At 70.5% G+C, this 13,874-nt stretch carries 16 protein-coding genes and 1 pseudogene; 8 read left to right on the top strand and 9 right to left on the bottom strand.

Annotation, left to right across the window (positions count from 1 at the left end):
- From BN12_RS08630 to rsrA, 3 genes are all read left to right on the top strand, one after another.
- A partial coding sequence (locus tag BN12_RS08630) for an alpha/beta family hydrolase (protein WP_327152644.1) occupies positions 1–385 on the top strand: 385 nt, incomplete at its 5' end.
- A 109-nt stretch (positions 386–494) separates the two neighbouring features.
- Positions 495–1,127 (top strand): sigma-70 family RNA polymerase sigma factor, encoded by a 633-nt coding sequence (locus BN12_RS08625; protein ID WP_048551711.1) that lies wholly within the window; start codon positions 495–497, stop codon positions 1,125–1,127.
- Complete coding sequence (gene rsrA / locus BN12_RS08620; RefSeq protein ID WP_048551708.1) at positions 1,124–1,375, top strand: mycothiol system anti-sigma-R factor; 252 nt, start codon at positions 1,124–1,126, stop codon at positions 1,373–1,375. Before BN12_RS08625 ends, rsrA begins: the two co-directional genes overlap by 4 nt.
- A gap of 70 nt (positions 1,376–1,445) precedes the next feature.
- Here rsrA and BN12_RS26675 read toward each other — a convergent pair whose 3' ends face one another.
- Positions 1,446–1,520 (bottom strand): 50S ribosomal protein bL37, encoded by a 75-nt coding sequence (locus BN12_RS26675; protein ID WP_369791897.1) that lies wholly within the window; start codon positions 1,518–1,520, stop codon positions 1,446–1,448.
- A 191-nt stretch (positions 1,521–1,711) separates the two neighbouring features.
- Between BN12_RS26675 and BN12_RS08615 the strand changes: the two genes are divergently transcribed.
- From BN12_RS08615 to BN12_RS08605, 3 genes are all read left to right on the top strand, one after another.
- Positions 1,712–1,903, top strand: a complete 192-nt coding sequence (locus BN12_RS08615; protein WP_048551706.1) for a hypothetical protein — start codon at positions 1,712–1,714, stop codon at positions 1,901–1,903.
- 173 nt (positions 1,904–2,076) lie between these two features.
- Positions 2,077–3,348: an HD-GYP domain-containing protein gene (locus BN12_RS08610; RefSeq protein WP_048551704.1), complete on the top strand. Its 1,272-nt coding sequence runs from the start codon at positions 2,077–2,079 to the stop codon at positions 3,346–3,348.
- Positions 3,345–4,619: an HD-GYP domain-containing protein gene (locus BN12_RS08605; protein ID WP_048551702.1), complete on the top strand. Its 1,275-nt coding sequence runs from the start codon at positions 3,345–3,347 to the stop codon at positions 4,617–4,619. The genes BN12_RS08610 and BN12_RS08605 overlap by 4 nt, the downstream gene beginning before the upstream one ends.
- A gap of 77 nt (positions 4,620–4,696) precedes the next feature.
- On the opposite strand, the gene mctP is transcribed toward BN12_RS08605, so the two are convergent.
- The 7 genes and pseudogenes from mctP to BN12_RS08570 form a co-directional block, all read right to left on the bottom strand.
- On the bottom strand, positions 4,697–6,385 hold the full coding sequence (gene mctP, locus BN12_RS08600) for a monocarboxylate uptake permease MctP (RefSeq protein WP_048551701.1): 1,689 nt from the start codon (positions 6,383–6,385) through the stop codon (positions 4,697–4,699).
- Positions 6,382–6,678 (bottom strand): DUF3311 domain-containing protein, encoded by a 297-nt coding sequence (locus tag BN12_RS08595; protein WP_083454513.1) that lies wholly within the window; start codon positions 6,676–6,678, stop codon positions 6,382–6,384. The genes mctP and BN12_RS08595 overlap by 4 nt, the downstream gene beginning before the upstream one ends.
- A 309-nt stretch (positions 6,679–6,987) precedes the next feature.
- Positions 6,988–7,389, bottom strand: coding sequence for a superoxide dismutase, Ni (gene sodN / locus BN12_RS08590; RefSeq protein ID WP_048551699.1), 402 nt, complete (start codon positions 7,387–7,389; stop codon positions 6,988–6,990).
- Between the two features lie 53 nt (positions 7,390–7,442).
- Positions 7,443–7,781: a S26 family signal peptidase gene (locus BN12_RS08585; RefSeq protein ID WP_053079984.1), complete on the bottom strand. Its 339-nt coding sequence runs from the start codon at positions 7,779–7,781 to the stop codon at positions 7,443–7,445.
- 188 nt (positions 7,782–7,969) lie between these two features.
- A pseudogene (locus BN12_RS08580) lies at positions 7,970–8,749 on the bottom strand (amino acid ABC transporter ATP-binding protein); the annotation flags it as partial.
- Positions 8,749–9,714: an amino acid ABC transporter permease gene (locus BN12_RS08575; protein ID WP_048551698.1), complete on the bottom strand. Its 966-nt coding sequence runs from the start codon at positions 9,712–9,714 to the stop codon at positions 8,749–8,751. The gene BN12_RS08575 and the pseudogene BN12_RS08580, both read right to left, overlap by 1 nt.
- A gap of 1 nt (position 9,715) precedes the next feature.
- On the bottom strand, positions 9,716–10,636 hold the full coding sequence (locus BN12_RS08570) for an ABC transporter substrate-binding protein (RefSeq protein WP_048551697.1): 921 nt from the start codon (positions 10,634–10,636) through the stop codon (positions 9,716–9,718).
- 277 nt (positions 10,637–10,913) lie between these two features.
- On the opposite strand from BN12_RS08570, the gene BN12_RS08565 reads away from it, so the two are divergent.
- Positions 10,914–12,080, top strand: a complete 1,167-nt coding sequence (locus BN12_RS08565) for an NAD(P)-dependent malic enzyme (protein ID WP_048551692.1) — start codon at positions 10,914–10,916, stop codon at positions 12,078–12,080.
- A gap of 144 nt (positions 12,081–12,224) precedes the next feature.
- On the opposite strand, the gene BN12_RS08560 is transcribed toward BN12_RS08565, so the two are convergent.
- Positions 12,225–13,370 (bottom strand): acyl-CoA dehydrogenase family protein, encoded by a 1,146-nt coding sequence (locus BN12_RS08560; RefSeq protein ID WP_048551691.1) that lies wholly within the window; start codon positions 13,368–13,370, stop codon positions 12,225–12,227.
- Between the two features lie 64 nt (positions 13,371–13,434).
- Between BN12_RS08560 and BN12_RS08555 the strand changes: the two genes are divergently transcribed.
- On the top strand, positions 13,435–13,874 hold a 440-nt coding region (locus tag BN12_RS08555; RefSeq protein ID WP_157635688.1), incomplete at its 3' end, for a TetR/AcrR family transcriptional regulator.

Raw genomic sequence — 13,874 nt, 5'->3', positions numbered from 1 at the left:
CCTCCGGAGCGGCCGGTCCCGGCTGCCCGGACCCCTCGTCCTCGGCGGACGGAGCAACGGGGCGAGGGTGGCCTGCCGCACGGCACCGGACCTCGGCGCCGACGGCGTCCTCTGCCTCGCCTTCCCCCTCCATCCCCCGGGGAACCCGGCCCGCTCCCGGGCCGACGAGCTCATCGTGCCGGCGGGGCACGGCATACCCCTCCGCGTCGTCCAGGGCGCGACCGACGCCTTCGGAACCCCGACGGAGGTCCGGGCCGCCCTCCCGGACCCCGCCATCCTCGTCGAGGTCGCGGGCGGTCACGGGTTCACGAGGAGGCCGACGGCCGTCGTCGCCGCCGTCCTCGACTTCCTGTCGGAGAGGGTCGGCCGACCGGTTCGGGAATGACAGCGGACCCGCGGGGTGTTGTCGTGAGCGACGTTGCCCCCCACGAGGAGAAGCCGTGCTCGTCCTCCCGGCCCCCCATCGCGCAGACACCCCGTTAGGGTGGAGTGCGATGAGCGACCCAGTGGCCCCCGATGACACCGTCGATGTCGCGACCGAGACCGAGCAGGAGCGCCGCGAGCGCTTCGAGCGCGAGGCGATGCCGCTCCTCGACCAGCTCTACTCCGCCGCCCTGCGGACGACCCGCAACCCCGCCGACGCCGAGGATCTCGTCCAGGAGACGTATGCCAAGGCCTACGCGGCCTTCCACCAGTACCGCCCGGGGACCAACCTCAAGGCGTGGATGTACCGGATCCTCACCAACTCCTACATCAACACCTACCGCAAGCGGCAGCGTGAGCCGCAGCAGTCCGACGCGGCGGACATCGAGGACTACCAGCTCCACCGTGCGGAGTCGCACCAGTCGACGGGTCTGAAGTCGGCCGAGGCCGAGGCGTTGGACCACCTGCCCGACAGCGAGGTCAAGCGCGCCCTCCAGGAGCTGCCGGAGGAGTTCCGGATGGCGGTCTACCTCGCCGATGTCGAGGGGTTCGCCTACAAGGAGATCGCCGAGATCATGCAGACGCCGATCGGCACGGTCATGTCGCGGCTCCACCGTGGTCGCCGGCAGCTGCGCGAGCTGCTCACCGACTACGCGCGGGACCGGGGCGTGCGGGTCGACGCCGGATCGGAGGACCGGAGATGAGCGGACCGGACTGCTCCCAGACACTCCATCGGCTCTACGAGTACCTCGACGGGGAGATGACGCCCGAGGACACGGCGACGATCGCCCGGCATCTCGCCGAGTGCGCGCCGTGCATGGAGCAGCACGACATCGAGGCGGCCGTCAAGGCGCTCCTCAAGCGCTCGTGCCGCCAGGAGCAGGCTCCCGTCGCCCTCCGGACCGCGATCGTCCAGCGCCTCACGACCCTGAGGATCGAGTACACGGACTAGGGCGTTTCTCACACATATGCGACGGTCCCCCGTCCGGGCGGATGAGGGACCGTCGTATGCCGTCGTCGGCTCAGGCGTTGGGCTTACGGCCGTGGTTGGCTGCGTTTCCCTTGCGTGAGCGGCGCTTGCGTGCGCGCTTGCTCATGTCGTGCTCCTCGGTCCGGGGTGCGACGGGTCGGGACCCACGTCGCATGACGACAGGAGTGTCTCACACGACTCGGGTGATATCCGCCGGCAGTGTGCTCAGGAGGCCTCTGACGTGGCACAATTACGCCACCGGCCCGCCCCAATGATCGACCCTATGTCGACCATCGGCCGGAACTGAGAGGAACATCAATGACCAAGTGGTCCAAGGCTCTTGCCGTCGTCGCCATCGGCGTCGCCGCCGGGCTCCTCGCCCCCGGCTCCGCCAACGCTGCCACCCACCACGCCAAGCCCGTCAAGTCCGTCAAGCAGGTCACCGTCGCCGATCCCAGTGGAGGCCTCGGCGTCGTCTCGACCAATAGCAGTCTGACCTGGGAAGGCTAACGACCACTTCGCCGACGCGCGGTCAACGGCCGCGTACCGCATCAGGTGTCAAGTGGCTCATCGCGGCCACTTGGCTGATTGCGCTTGCCGTCTGCGCACTTACGTGGTGGTCTCGCGGAGGGGTTGTTCCGCAGCACCCGGACGCCTTTGTCGTCCTTCTCGTGCTTGCAGCCGTGAGCCAGGCCGCGCCACGGAACAAGATCGCGGGGAACATCAGCCTCAACATCCATAGCGTCATCGTCCTGGCGTCGGTCGCCATGGTGGGTCCGGTGGGGGCCGCGGTCGTGGGTGGGTTCGCCTACGTGTCGCGGCTGAGGTCCCTACCTCGCGTCGCCATGATCTTCAATATCGGCAGCCTCGGCGCGTGTGGTGCCATCAGCGGAGTCGCCTACATCGGTGCCGGTGGCCTGGATCCCGCAGAGACGTCGGGTTCCGCGGATATTCTCCTTCACGTTGGGGTGCCGCTGATGGCGGCCGATGTCGTCCATCTCGTCCTCAACGTCTGTTTCCTCGCGGCGATCCAGAGCCTGTCACGGGGCGCACCCTTCCGCGCGCAGGTGACGATGATGCTCTCGTCTGTGGGGGCCGCCTACGTTTCCTACGGCGTCATCGCCCTGCTTCTCGTCCTCCTGTGGCTTCCCGCTGGAGTCGGCGCGCTCAGCATCGTCCTGGTCATCGGTCCCCTGGTTGCGGCGCAGTGGGGCCTCGGCCAGTACGGCGCCGAGCTGACCGCCCACAACCGCACCCTCGGTGCGCTCGTCGCCGCGATCGAGACGAAGAGCCCCGCCTCCATCGGGCAGAGCGCGCTCGTCGCCGAGCTGTCGGAGTGGGTGGCCGAGGAGCTCGCCCTCCCCACCCGCGACGTCGAGGCGGCCCGGACGGCGGGGATGCTCCACGACGTGGGTCTCCTCGCGGTGCCCGTGCCGCTCCTCGACCCGGGCCGGGTCCTCACCCCGGAGGAGGAGCGACTCGTCCACGGGCATCTCGCCGAGGCGGCGGGCATGCTCCGCGGGATCTCCTTCCTCGACCGCGCCCTCGTCGGCATCGTCCATCACGGCGAGCGCGTCGACGGCACGGGGTACCCCTCCAAGCTCGCAGGCGACCAGATCCCGCCGATCGCGCGGATCGTCGCCGTCGCCGGCGCCTACGCCTCGCTGCTCACCCCACGGACCGATCGTCACGCCCTCGAGCCGGCGGCGGCGATGGCGGTGCTGCGGGATCTCGCCGGCTCGGCCTTCGACCCGGCCGTCGTCGCGGCGCTCGGCCGCGCGATCGCGCGGCACGCCGCCGACCCCGTCGTCATCCCCGTCACGCGGCTCGCCCGCACCGGGAGCGCGGTGGCCCTCGACGACCCTCCCGTCCGGGGTTCGGGTGACGGCGCGAACGGGCGTCGTCACCACGGGTTTCCCTCCGGTCGCGGCATGGGCGCGGCGGTGTCCCCGTGAGGCGCCTGAGGGAGCCGCTCGGCATCGCGACGGTGCTCGCGGCGATCTGCGTCGCGGTGGCGCTCGTCCGCGTCCTCCTCGACGGACCGCAGCGATGGGTGGTGTCGAACCCCGTCGTGGTGCTCTGCGCGGCCGCCATCGTCTTCGGCGAGATGCGCCGGACGACGTCCGACGAGCGTTCGGCAGCGCCGATCAGTGTCGGCGCCGGGCTGGCCCTCGCGCTGGCGCCCATCCATGACGGCGAGGACGCCATCCGCAGCGCGGACGTCATCCTCGTCGTGGGAGTCGCTCTGGCTGTCGCCGCGCTGCTGCGCGCAGCCTTCGGGCCGCGTCTCCCGTCCCCGGACCTCGTCGCCCGGCTGCTCAGCGTGGCCGCGACCGCCTACCTCGTCCATGTCGGGCCGACCTCGATCTTCACCTGGTCGATGGCCTCTGATGTCAGCAAGGGGCTCATCGCCGTCGTTCTCGTCCTGGCCTCGGCGGTCGGCGTCATCGTCGAGATGACCGTACGCTCCTGGCTGCGAGCGTCCGCCTTCCACATCCCCCTGCGGGTCGTGCTCCGCGATGCGGTGACCGGCGGTGGCGGACTCGCGCTGTCGGTCCTCGCGACCGGACCGCTCGTCGCGCTCGTCGAGCCGGTCATCCACGCGTGGGCCGTGCCGCTGTGTCTCACGCCGCTGCTGCTCGCCCAGTTCGCGGTGCGGCGCGAGGAGGGCACGCGACGGACCTACCGCGAGACGATCGCCACCCTCTCGCGGCTCACCGACGTCACCGGCTACACCCCCTCGGGGCATGCCCGCCGCGTCGCCCAGACGTCGGTCGACGTGGGCCGCGAGCTGGGGCTCGCGCAACGCGAGCTCGACGAGCTCGAGTATGCCGCGTTGCTCCACGACCTCGGCCAGATCGCGCTCCGGGTCGCGATCCCCGGGGGAGCGACGGTCCTCGCCGCCCCGGCCGACCAGCGCCGCATCGCCGACGACGGCGCACTCATCGTCCGGCGCACCGGCGTCCTCGACGACGTCGCCCATGTCATCGAGCGGCAGACGACGCCGTACCGTCAGGTCCGTGAGTTCGGCGAGGAGCTCCCCATGGCCTCCCGGATCATCAAGGTCGTCAACGCCTACGACGACCTCACCGAGGCGGCGGGAGGCGGTCCCCAGGGCCACGACGCCGCCCTCGAGCGCATCCATCTGGGGCTCGGCTACGAGTACGACCCCGCCGTCGTCGACGCCCTCCACCGGGTCCTCACCCGGCGGCTGGCCAGCACCTGACGCCGCAACCACACAGGAGGCGCGCCCGAAGCCTCGTCCTGAAGGCCGCTGCGCAGGCGGTGCGACGAGCCCGAGCCTCAGGGACTGGGGGTGGACTCCGAGAGCGGCTCGGGCAGCGGCTTGACCCGCGGGTCACCGGCCACGGCGAAGTAGTCGCCCTTGATCGTCTCGTCGGAGCCGTTGCTCACCTTCGCGGCATTGAGGATGACCGTGATGACGACGGCGACGAGGACGTTGATGACGAAGGCCGTCATCGCGATGTAGCCGAGCTCGCCGATGACGGGCATCTGGGCGAGCGACCCGCCGAAGTGGTGGATGCCTCCCCGCGGGTTCGCCACGTTGTAGGCCGCGACCGTGCCGTAGACCATGCCGACCGCCCAGCCGGCGAGCAGCGCCCACCGGTGGAACCACTTGGTGTAGAGGCTGAAGACGATGGCCGGGAAGGTCTGCAGGATCCAGATCCCGCCGAGGAGCTGGAAGTTGATGGCGTTCTGCTTGTCGAGGGTGAGGACGAAGACGAGGGCGAACGCCTTGACGACGAGGGAGGCCAGCTTGGAGACCTTCGCCTCCTCGGCGACCGTCGCATGCGGCTTGAGCCACTCCTTGTAGATGTTGCGGGTGAACGTGTTCGCCGCCGCGATCGACATGATCGCCGCCGGCACGAGGGCGCCGATCGCGATGGCGGCGAAGGCGACGCCGGTGAACCACGACGGGAAGGAGTCCTCGAACAGCTGGGGGATGACCAGCTGGGCGTTCGGCTTGCCGTCGAGCCCGATCGGCTTGGTGCCGGCGGCGATGGCCACCCAGCCGAGGAGAGCGAGGAGGCCGAGGACGAAGCTGTATGCGGGAAGGATGGATGCGTTGCGCCGCACCGTGTTCCGGTCGTCGGCGGACAGGCTCGCCGTGATCGAGTGGGGGTACATGAACAGGGCGAGGGCCGAGCCGAGCCCGAGCGTCGCATACGCCCAGTGTTGGCTCGCCGGCGGGACGAAGGCACCGGTCGGCTTGCCGTCGATCGGGTTCGGCGTCGCCATCTTGTGCTCGGCGGCCCCGAAGATGTGCTCCCAACCACCGACCTTGTGGGGCAGGTAGATGATCGCGACGATGATGACGAGGTAGATAAGCGTGTCCTTGACGAACGCGATGACGGCGGGCGCTCGCAGGCCGCTGGAGTAGGTGTAGGCCGCGAGGAGCGCGAAGGCGATGAACAGGGGCGCGTCCTTGGCGAGCCAGTTGTTGCCGCCACCGAGGCCGGCCACCTCGAGGACCGCCTGGATGCCGACGAGCTGGAGGGCGATGTAGGGCATCGTCGCGATGAACCCGGTCACCGCGACGGCCAGCGAGAGCGTGCGGCTGTCGAACCGGCCGCGGACGTAGTCGGCCGTCGTGACATACCCGTGCCGGTGGCTCACCGACCACAGCCGGCCCATGAAGACGAAGATGATCGGGTAGAGGACGATCGTGTACGGCACGGCGAAGAAGCCGCTTACGGCGCCGGCGCTGAACATCGCGGCGGGGACGGCGACGAACGTGTAGGCCGTGTAGAGGTCGCCGCCGAGGAGGAACCACGTGATCCACGTGCCGAACGAGCGACCGCCGAGGCCCCATTCGTCGAGGGACTCCATGCTCGTCGGGCGGCGCCAGCGGGACGCGTAGAAGCCCATGAGGGTGACGGCGGCGAAGAGGATGATGAGGACGGCGAGCGCCGTGCCGTTGACGCCGGTGTGGTCGTCGGCGGCCGGGACGGCCGTGGTGATCGCGTTCATCGACGGCCCCCCTCCGTCGTCTCGTCGGTCATCGGCCGGTGTGGCCGGGCCTTGAGGACGAGCCGGTAGGCGGTGTAGGTCAGGCCCGAGCAGAGGAAGACCCAGACGAACTGGTACCAGATGAAGAAGGGGAACGCTCCGAGCTTCGGGTCCACCCGGCTGTACGACGCGACCCACATGAGGGCGACGATCGGCAGCGCGAGCAGGACGCCGGCGACGATCAGGAGGGTGGTGTTGGCTGGGGGGATGGTGTCGTGGTCGACTCCTGCGCCGGACTGTCGCTCCGCGCTCATAGGGATCCTCCTCGAGGGGCTGACCGCGGCCGCGACGATGCGACCGCCGCCCTTCAAGGTACCCCCACCAGCCCCACTTGCCCCAGTGGCAACGCAACGATCACCATTCCGTGACCTGCACTCGGTGACCCGCGACCCCGGTCGGCCGTTCGCATTCCCGCACGCGCCGAGTAGATGCTCCCGAATCCGTCCGGGACGACATCGACTCGGCACGGGCGCCGATCGGCGGCCGCCGACCGGGCCGGCAGCCAAGCGCGCCCCGGCCGACCGGATCGGCGGGGCGCGCTCGGAAGGAGGCGAAGCGGAGGGTCAGCCCGCCTTGGTCTCCTTGAAGATCGCGGCGATCTCGTCGATCTTGGCGAGCAGCTCGTCGGCGACCGACTCGTCGAGGCTGCCCTTCGTGCCGCTCGCTCCGGCGAGCTTGGTCGCCTCGTTGACGAGCGTGTGCAGCTGCGGGTACTTCTCGAAGTGCGGTGGCTTGAAGTAGTCGGTCCACAGCACCCACAGGTGGTGCTTGACGAGCTCCGAGCGCTGCTCCTTGATGATGAGCGCGCGGGTGTGGAAGTCGGGGTCGTCGCTGTCGGCGGCCTTCTTGCAGATCATCTTGATCGACTCGGCCTCGATGCGGGCCTGGGCCGGGTCGTAGACGCCGCACGGGAGGTCGCAGTGCGCGCTGACCGTGTCGAGGTGGAAGAGTCGTGCGAGGCGCATGTGTGTGGATCCCTTCGCAGTGGTGATCGCCAGTGTTTCCAACCTACAACCCGTCACCGGGGCCGGAAAGCGGAGGTCAGCCGACGCGGGAGACGGGCGAGGACGACGGCGCGCACGGCCTCGCGGGGCAGCGACCCGACGAGCCACGAGTCGACCCCTTCGGCCGGGTTGTCCCGCTCCACCCAGTAGCGGGTGGCGTCGGAGGGATCGGTCCGGGCGATGCGTTTGACGGCGAGCGGACGAGGTATGCCGTGCTCGTCCGGGGGCAGCGCGACGACGGCCATCCGGCCGATCCGAGGTCGCGCACCCCGCAGGACGAGGAGGACGTCGCCGTCGTGGAGGGTCGGCTCCATCGACCGTCCGACGACCAGGACCAGGCCAGGACGGGGCACCGCCGGCGTCAGTCTCCGGAGCGCTCGGCGGGCGGCTCCGAGGGCGTCGTCGCGGGCGTGGCGTCGGCCGGCGCGGCGGGATCCGTCGCCTTCGCGTCCCCCGCCTCGTCGCCCGTCCCGGCGATGTTGGCCTGGACGACGCTGAGGGCCGCGGCGACGGCCTCGGCCTGCTCCTCCTCCTCGGCCCGCATCCGGCGCAGGAAGTCCTTCGTCCGCGGGTGGCGAGGATTGCCGATGACCTCCGACGGCGGGCCCTGCTCGACGACGACTCCGCCGTCCATGAAGACGACCTCGTCGGCGACGTCACGGGCGAAGCCCATCTCGTGGGTGACGACGATCATCGTCATGCCGGAGGCCGCCAGCTCGCGCATGACGGCGAGGACCTCGCCGACGAGCTCGGGGTCGAGGGCGGACGTCGGCTCGTCGAAGAGCATGAGCTTGGGGTCCATCGCGAGCGCCCGGGCGATCGCGACGCGCTGCTGCTGCCCTCCGCTCAGCTGGGCGGGATAGGCGGCCGGCTTGTCACCGAGCCCGACCCGCTCGAGCAACTCGATGCCGCGCTTGCGGGCGTCCTTCTTCTTGACCCCCTTGACCTGGACCGGCGCCTCCATGACGTTCTCCAGCGCCGTCTTGTGGGGGAAGAGGTTGAACCGCTGGAAGCACATGCCGATGTCGCGGCGCTGGGCCGCGATCTGCTTGTCGGTGAGCCGGTAGAGCTGGCCGCCCTTGTCGGCATACCCCATGAGATCCCCGTCGACCCAGATCCGGCCGCCGTCGATCGTCTCGAGCTGGTTGATGCAGCGCAGGAACGTCGTCTTGCCCGAGCCGCTCGGCCCGAGGAGGACGACGACCTCGCCACGACGCACGTCGAGGTCGATGCCCTTGAGGACCTCGTTGCCGTGGAAGGACTTCATGACGTTGACGGCGTGGACGAGGGGTGCCTCCGCCGGTCTGGTCGCGGTCGTCATCAGTGGTCCGCCTCGATCTTCGACAGCTGCTGCTGGGCCTTCTTGCTCGGCGCGCCGAACCCGCGGCCGAAGTAGCGCTCGAGGTAGTGCTGCCCGACCATGAGGATGCTGCAGACGATGAGGTACCACAGCGTGGCGGCGACGAAGCCCGGCATGATCTTGAAGCTGCGCTGCCCGAAGCCGTAGGCCTGGAAGAACAGCTCGTTGGTGATCGGGATGGCGATGAGCAGCGAGGTGTCCTTGACCATGGCGATCGTCTCGTTGCCCGTCGGGGGGACGATGACGCGCATCGCCTGGGGGAGGACGATCCGGCGCATCGTCTTGCCCGGCGGCATCCCGAGGGCCTGGGCCGCCTCGGTCTGGCCCCGGTCGACGGACTGGATCCCGGCCCGGGCGATCTCGGCCATGTATGCCGCCTCGGAGAGCCCGAGGCCGAGGATGCCGGCCCAGATCGTGCTCGAGAAGGCGTTCCAGTCGAGCCCGAAGAAGGTGAAGGTGTCCCGGTCGATCCCCACCGCGGTGGCGATCTGCTCGCCGAACGGGACGCCGATGGTGAGCCGGCTGTAGAGGAAGCCGATGCCGACGCCGATGAGGCCGAGCAGGACGTACCGGGGGATGGCGCGGAAGAACCAGGTGTAGACGAAGGCCACGAACCGCAGGACCGGGTTGTCCGACAGCCTCATGACGGCCAGCACGACGCCGAGGACGACGCCGAGGATCATCGACCCGATGGTGCCGCCGATCGTGCCGATCCACAGGCCCCTGATCACGGGGGTCTGCTGCATGATCTGGAACGCGTAGGAGAAGTCCCAGCGGGGGTTGGTGAGGAAGGAGCTCACCATCATGGCGACGACGACGGCGATGACCGCGACGGCCACCCACCGCCACGGGTGCCGGACGGGCTTGGCGTCGATGCGACCCGGCCGGAGGGTCTCGTCCGGCCGGGCCGATGTCGTGGCGCTCATGTCAGCTGGAGACGTCGGGGTTGACGGCGAAGTCGCTGATCGCGCCGCCGTCGACCTTCCACTTGGTGAGGATCTGCTTGTACGTGCCGTCGGCCTCGAGCGCCTTCAGGGCGTCCACGATGGCCTGGGCGAACTCGTCGGAGCCCTTCTTCGGCAGGACGAAGCCGTAGGGGGCGGAGTCGTACTGCTCGCCGAGCAGCTCGAGCGCCCCGTTGGTCAGCTGCACGGCCGCGACGGCGGGGGGCAGGTCGACCGCCATGGCGTCCGCCTTGCCGGACTGGACCATCGCGGTGACCTTGGCCTGGTCGGCATCGATGAGGACGTTGATGGCCTTCTTGCCTCCATCGGTGCACTTCTTGCTCCGGGCGGTGAGGTCGTCCTGCTGGACCGTGCCCTTCTGAGCCGCGACGGACAGGCCGCACGCGTTGTCCGGGTCGACCTTCTTCGGGTTGCCCTTCTGGGTGACCCACTGCGTGCCGGCCTTGAAATAGCTCACCATCGTCGCCTGGGTGAGACGGTCCTTGTTGATCGTAAAGGAGGAGACGCCGGCGTCGTACTTGCCCGAGTTGACGCCGAGGATGATGGACTCGAAGCTCGCCGTCCGCCAGTCCACCTTCACGCCGAACTTCGCCATGACGGCGTTGAAGAGGTCGACGTCCATGCCGATGATCGTCTTGCCGTCGGTGTCGAGGTACTCGTTGGGCTGGTAGGTCGAGTCGGTGCCGACGACGATCTTGCCCGCGCTCTTGATCTTCGCCGGCAGCTTCGCGGCGAGCGCCGAGTCGACCGTCGGCGTGGCGATGGACGACGCGGCCGAGGACGTGTCGGAGGAGGAGCCCTCGAGACTGTTGGAGCCGCAGGCGGTCAGGGCGAGGGCGGAGGTGGCGACGAGGGCGACCGCGAGGGTTCGGGTGCGCAGCATGCGGGGGTGGTTCCTTTCCGGCCGGGGCGCCCGGGCCGGCGTGCTTGCCCTCCCGGGTTTCTGCCCTGCATCCTGCCAGCAGGATGTTTCGGTGAGTGTCACGTTGACGCAACATGTTGCCCGCGTCGCCCGGCCTCGGCCGGACGGTCCGCGTGTGTCATCATGATCGGGTGCCCGGGCAACCCCCGGCGCACCGATCCTCGGCCCCACCCGTGGCCTCGCAGCGGTCGGCGCGCGACACGCCCGCTCCCACTCTTCCCTCTCGAGGTGTCCTCCCATGTCCGCGGCCCCGGCTGATCCGGCATACCCCCCCATCGACCCCACCGACCCGGTCTTCGTCGCCCACGAGGGCGGCAAGCTCACGATGACGGCGACCAAGCCGCTGCGCGGCGCGGACGACCTCTCGCTCCTCTACACCCCGGGGGTCGCCGACGTATGCCGTGCCGTCGCGAGGGACGGATCGCTCGCCGGGCGCTACACGACTCGGGGGAGGATGGTCGCCGTCGTGAGCGACGGGACGGCCGTCCTCGGCCTCGGCGACATCGGGCCGCTGGCCGCCTTGCCCGTCATGGAGGGCAAGGCGGTGCTCTTCAAGCACTTCGGAGGGATCGACGCGGTCCCCGTGTGCCTCGAGACCGGCTCTGCCGACGAGCTCGTCGACACGATCGCGCGGATCGCGCCGACCTACGGTGCGATCAACCTCGAGGACATCTCGGCGCCGCGCTGCTTCGAGATCGAGGAGCGCCTCAAGGAGCGCCTCGACATCCCCGTCTTCCACGACGACCAGCACGGGACGGCCATCGTCGTCCTCGCCGGGCTGCTCAACGCGGCCCGGGTCGTGGGCCGTGAGCTCTCCACCCTGCGCGTCGTCGTCAGTGGTGCCGGCGCGGCCGGGGCAGCCGTCGCGAAGCTGCTGCAGCAGGGCGGGGTTCGCGATGTCGTCGTCGTCGACTCCCGGGGGATCGTCAGCCCGTTGCGTCACGACCTCACGCCGCACAAGGTGGCCCTCGCCGCGACGACGAACCCGCGCAACCTCTCCGGGAGCCTCGCCGACGCGATGGACGGCGCCGACGTCTTCGTCGGAGTGTCCGGCGGCACGGTGCCCGAGGACGTCCTCGCGCGGATGGCACCCGGCGCGATCATCTTCGCGCTCGCCAACCCCGACCCCGAGGTGCACCCCACCGTCGCGGTCCGTTACGCCGCGGTCGTCGCGACGGGGCGATCGGACTTCCCGAACCAGATCAACAACGTCCTCGCCTTCCCCGGCATCTTCCGCGGGGCCCTCGACTCGGGGGCGACGGCGATCTCGGAGGAGATGAAGCTCGCGGCGGCCCGGGCCATCGCGGCGCTCGTGCCGGAGCCGACGGCCGAGGCGATCATCCCGAGCGTCTTCGCGCCCGGCGTCGCGGACGCCGTCGCGGCCGCGGTCGCCCGCCTCGCCTGATCCGACGGGTCCACCGGGCCGAACGGGTCCCGAGCGGACGGAGAAGTTGCGCGCGGACGGAGCAACATCTCCGTCCGGTCGCAACTTCTCCGTCCGACCGCTCGGCGCGACGGAGCCTGGCGCCACCTCGCTGGCGCCGCCCCGTCAGCGGGAGCGGGCGAGCGCGCGGCCGATGACCATCCGCTGGATCTGGTTCGTGCCCTCGAAGATCTGCATGACCTTCGCCTCGCGCATGTACCGTTCGACGGGGAAGTCGCGTGTGTACCCGTTGCCGCCGAGGACCTGGACCGCATCGGTCGTCACCCGCATCGCGTTGTCCGTCGCGACGAGCTTGGCGATGGCGGCGTCGGTCACGTAGGGCAGGCCGTCGTCCCTCACGCGCGCGGCGGCGAGGTAGGTCGCCCGGGCGGACGCGACGGCGGCGGCCATGTCGGCGAGGAGGAAGGCGAGTCCCTCGTGCTCGATGATGGGCGCGCCGAAGGTCTCCCGCTCCTTGGCATATGCGACGGCGGTGTCGAGGGCCGCCTGGGCGAGGCCGGTCGCGACGGCCGCGATGCCGAGCCGGCCCGCGTCGAGGGCGGCGAGGGCGATCCTCAGACCCTCGCCCTCGGCCCCGACCCGGTGGTCGGCGGGCACGCGGACGTCGGAGAGGACCATCGTCGCCGTCGTGCTCCCCATGAGCCCCATCTTGTGCTCCGGGGCGTCGGCCGTGAGGCCCGGTGTGTCCGCCGGGACGAAGAAGCAGGAGATGCCGCCCCGCCCCTCGCCGGTCCGGGCCATGACGGTGTAGAAGTCGGCTTGGCCGCCGTGGGTCGTCCAGGCCTTCGTGCCGTTGATGACGTATGCGTCGCCGTGCCGGGTCGCGCGGGTCCGCATCGCGGCCGGGTCGGAGCCGGCGTGCGGCTCGGAGAGGCAGTAGGCGCCGAGCAGCTCGCCGCCGAGCAGAGCCGGCAGCCAGCGGCGCTGCTGCTCGGGGGTGCCGTACGTCGCGAGCGGGAAGCAGCTGAGGGAGTGGACGGACACGCCGACGGCGACGCTGCTCCAGGCCGCGCCGAGCTCCTCGAGCACCTGGAGGTAGACCTCGTAGGGCTGGCCGCCCCCGCCGAGCTCCTCCGGGTAGGGCAGCCCGAGAAGGCCGGAGCGCCCGAGGAGGCGGAACAGGTCGCGGGGGAACTCGGCATGCTCCTCGGCGTGTGCCGCCCGCGGCTGCAGCTCGGCCCGGGCGAGGTCGCGGACGAGGGCGATGAGCTCTCCGGCCTCCTCGCTGGGCAGGCGTCGGGCGACCGTCATGATGCGCTCAGTACTGACATGAGTACCAGAGTACCGTATTCAGTACTCTGGTACGGTCGGTCGCGTGACGACGACGGGACGGCTGCGCGCCGACGAGCGCCGGACCGAGGTGCTCGAGGAGCTCGTCGACCTCTTCCTCGCCGAGGGGTTCGCGCACGCCTCCGTGGCCGACCTCGCGGCCCGGCTGCGCTGCTCGAAGTCCACGCTCTACCTCCTCGCCCCGAGCAAGGAGCAGATCGTCGTCTCGGCGGTCCGCCACTACTTCCGCCGCGCCGCGGACCGCGTCGAGGCGCGGGTCGCCGAGTGCGCCGACGCGGCCCAGCGGCTCACGGCATACCTCGGGGCCGTGTCCGACGAGCTGCGGCCCGCCTCCGCCGCCTTCCGCGAGGACCTCGCGGCCTACGCCCCGGCCGCCGCGGTCTACCGCGACAACACGACCTTCGCGGCCCGGCGGGTGCAGCAGCTCGTCGCCGACGGCGTGGCGGCGGGGGGCCCCCCCCCCCC

The organism is Nostocoides japonicum T1-X7 (assembly GCF_001046855.1).
Lineage (GTDB): Bacteria > Actinomycetota > Actinomycetes > Actinomycetales > Dermatophilaceae > Nostocoides > Nostocoides japonicum.
The sequence above is the reverse complement of the archived record's forward strand: the minus strand, read 5'-3'. Positions and strand labels throughout refer to the sequence as shown.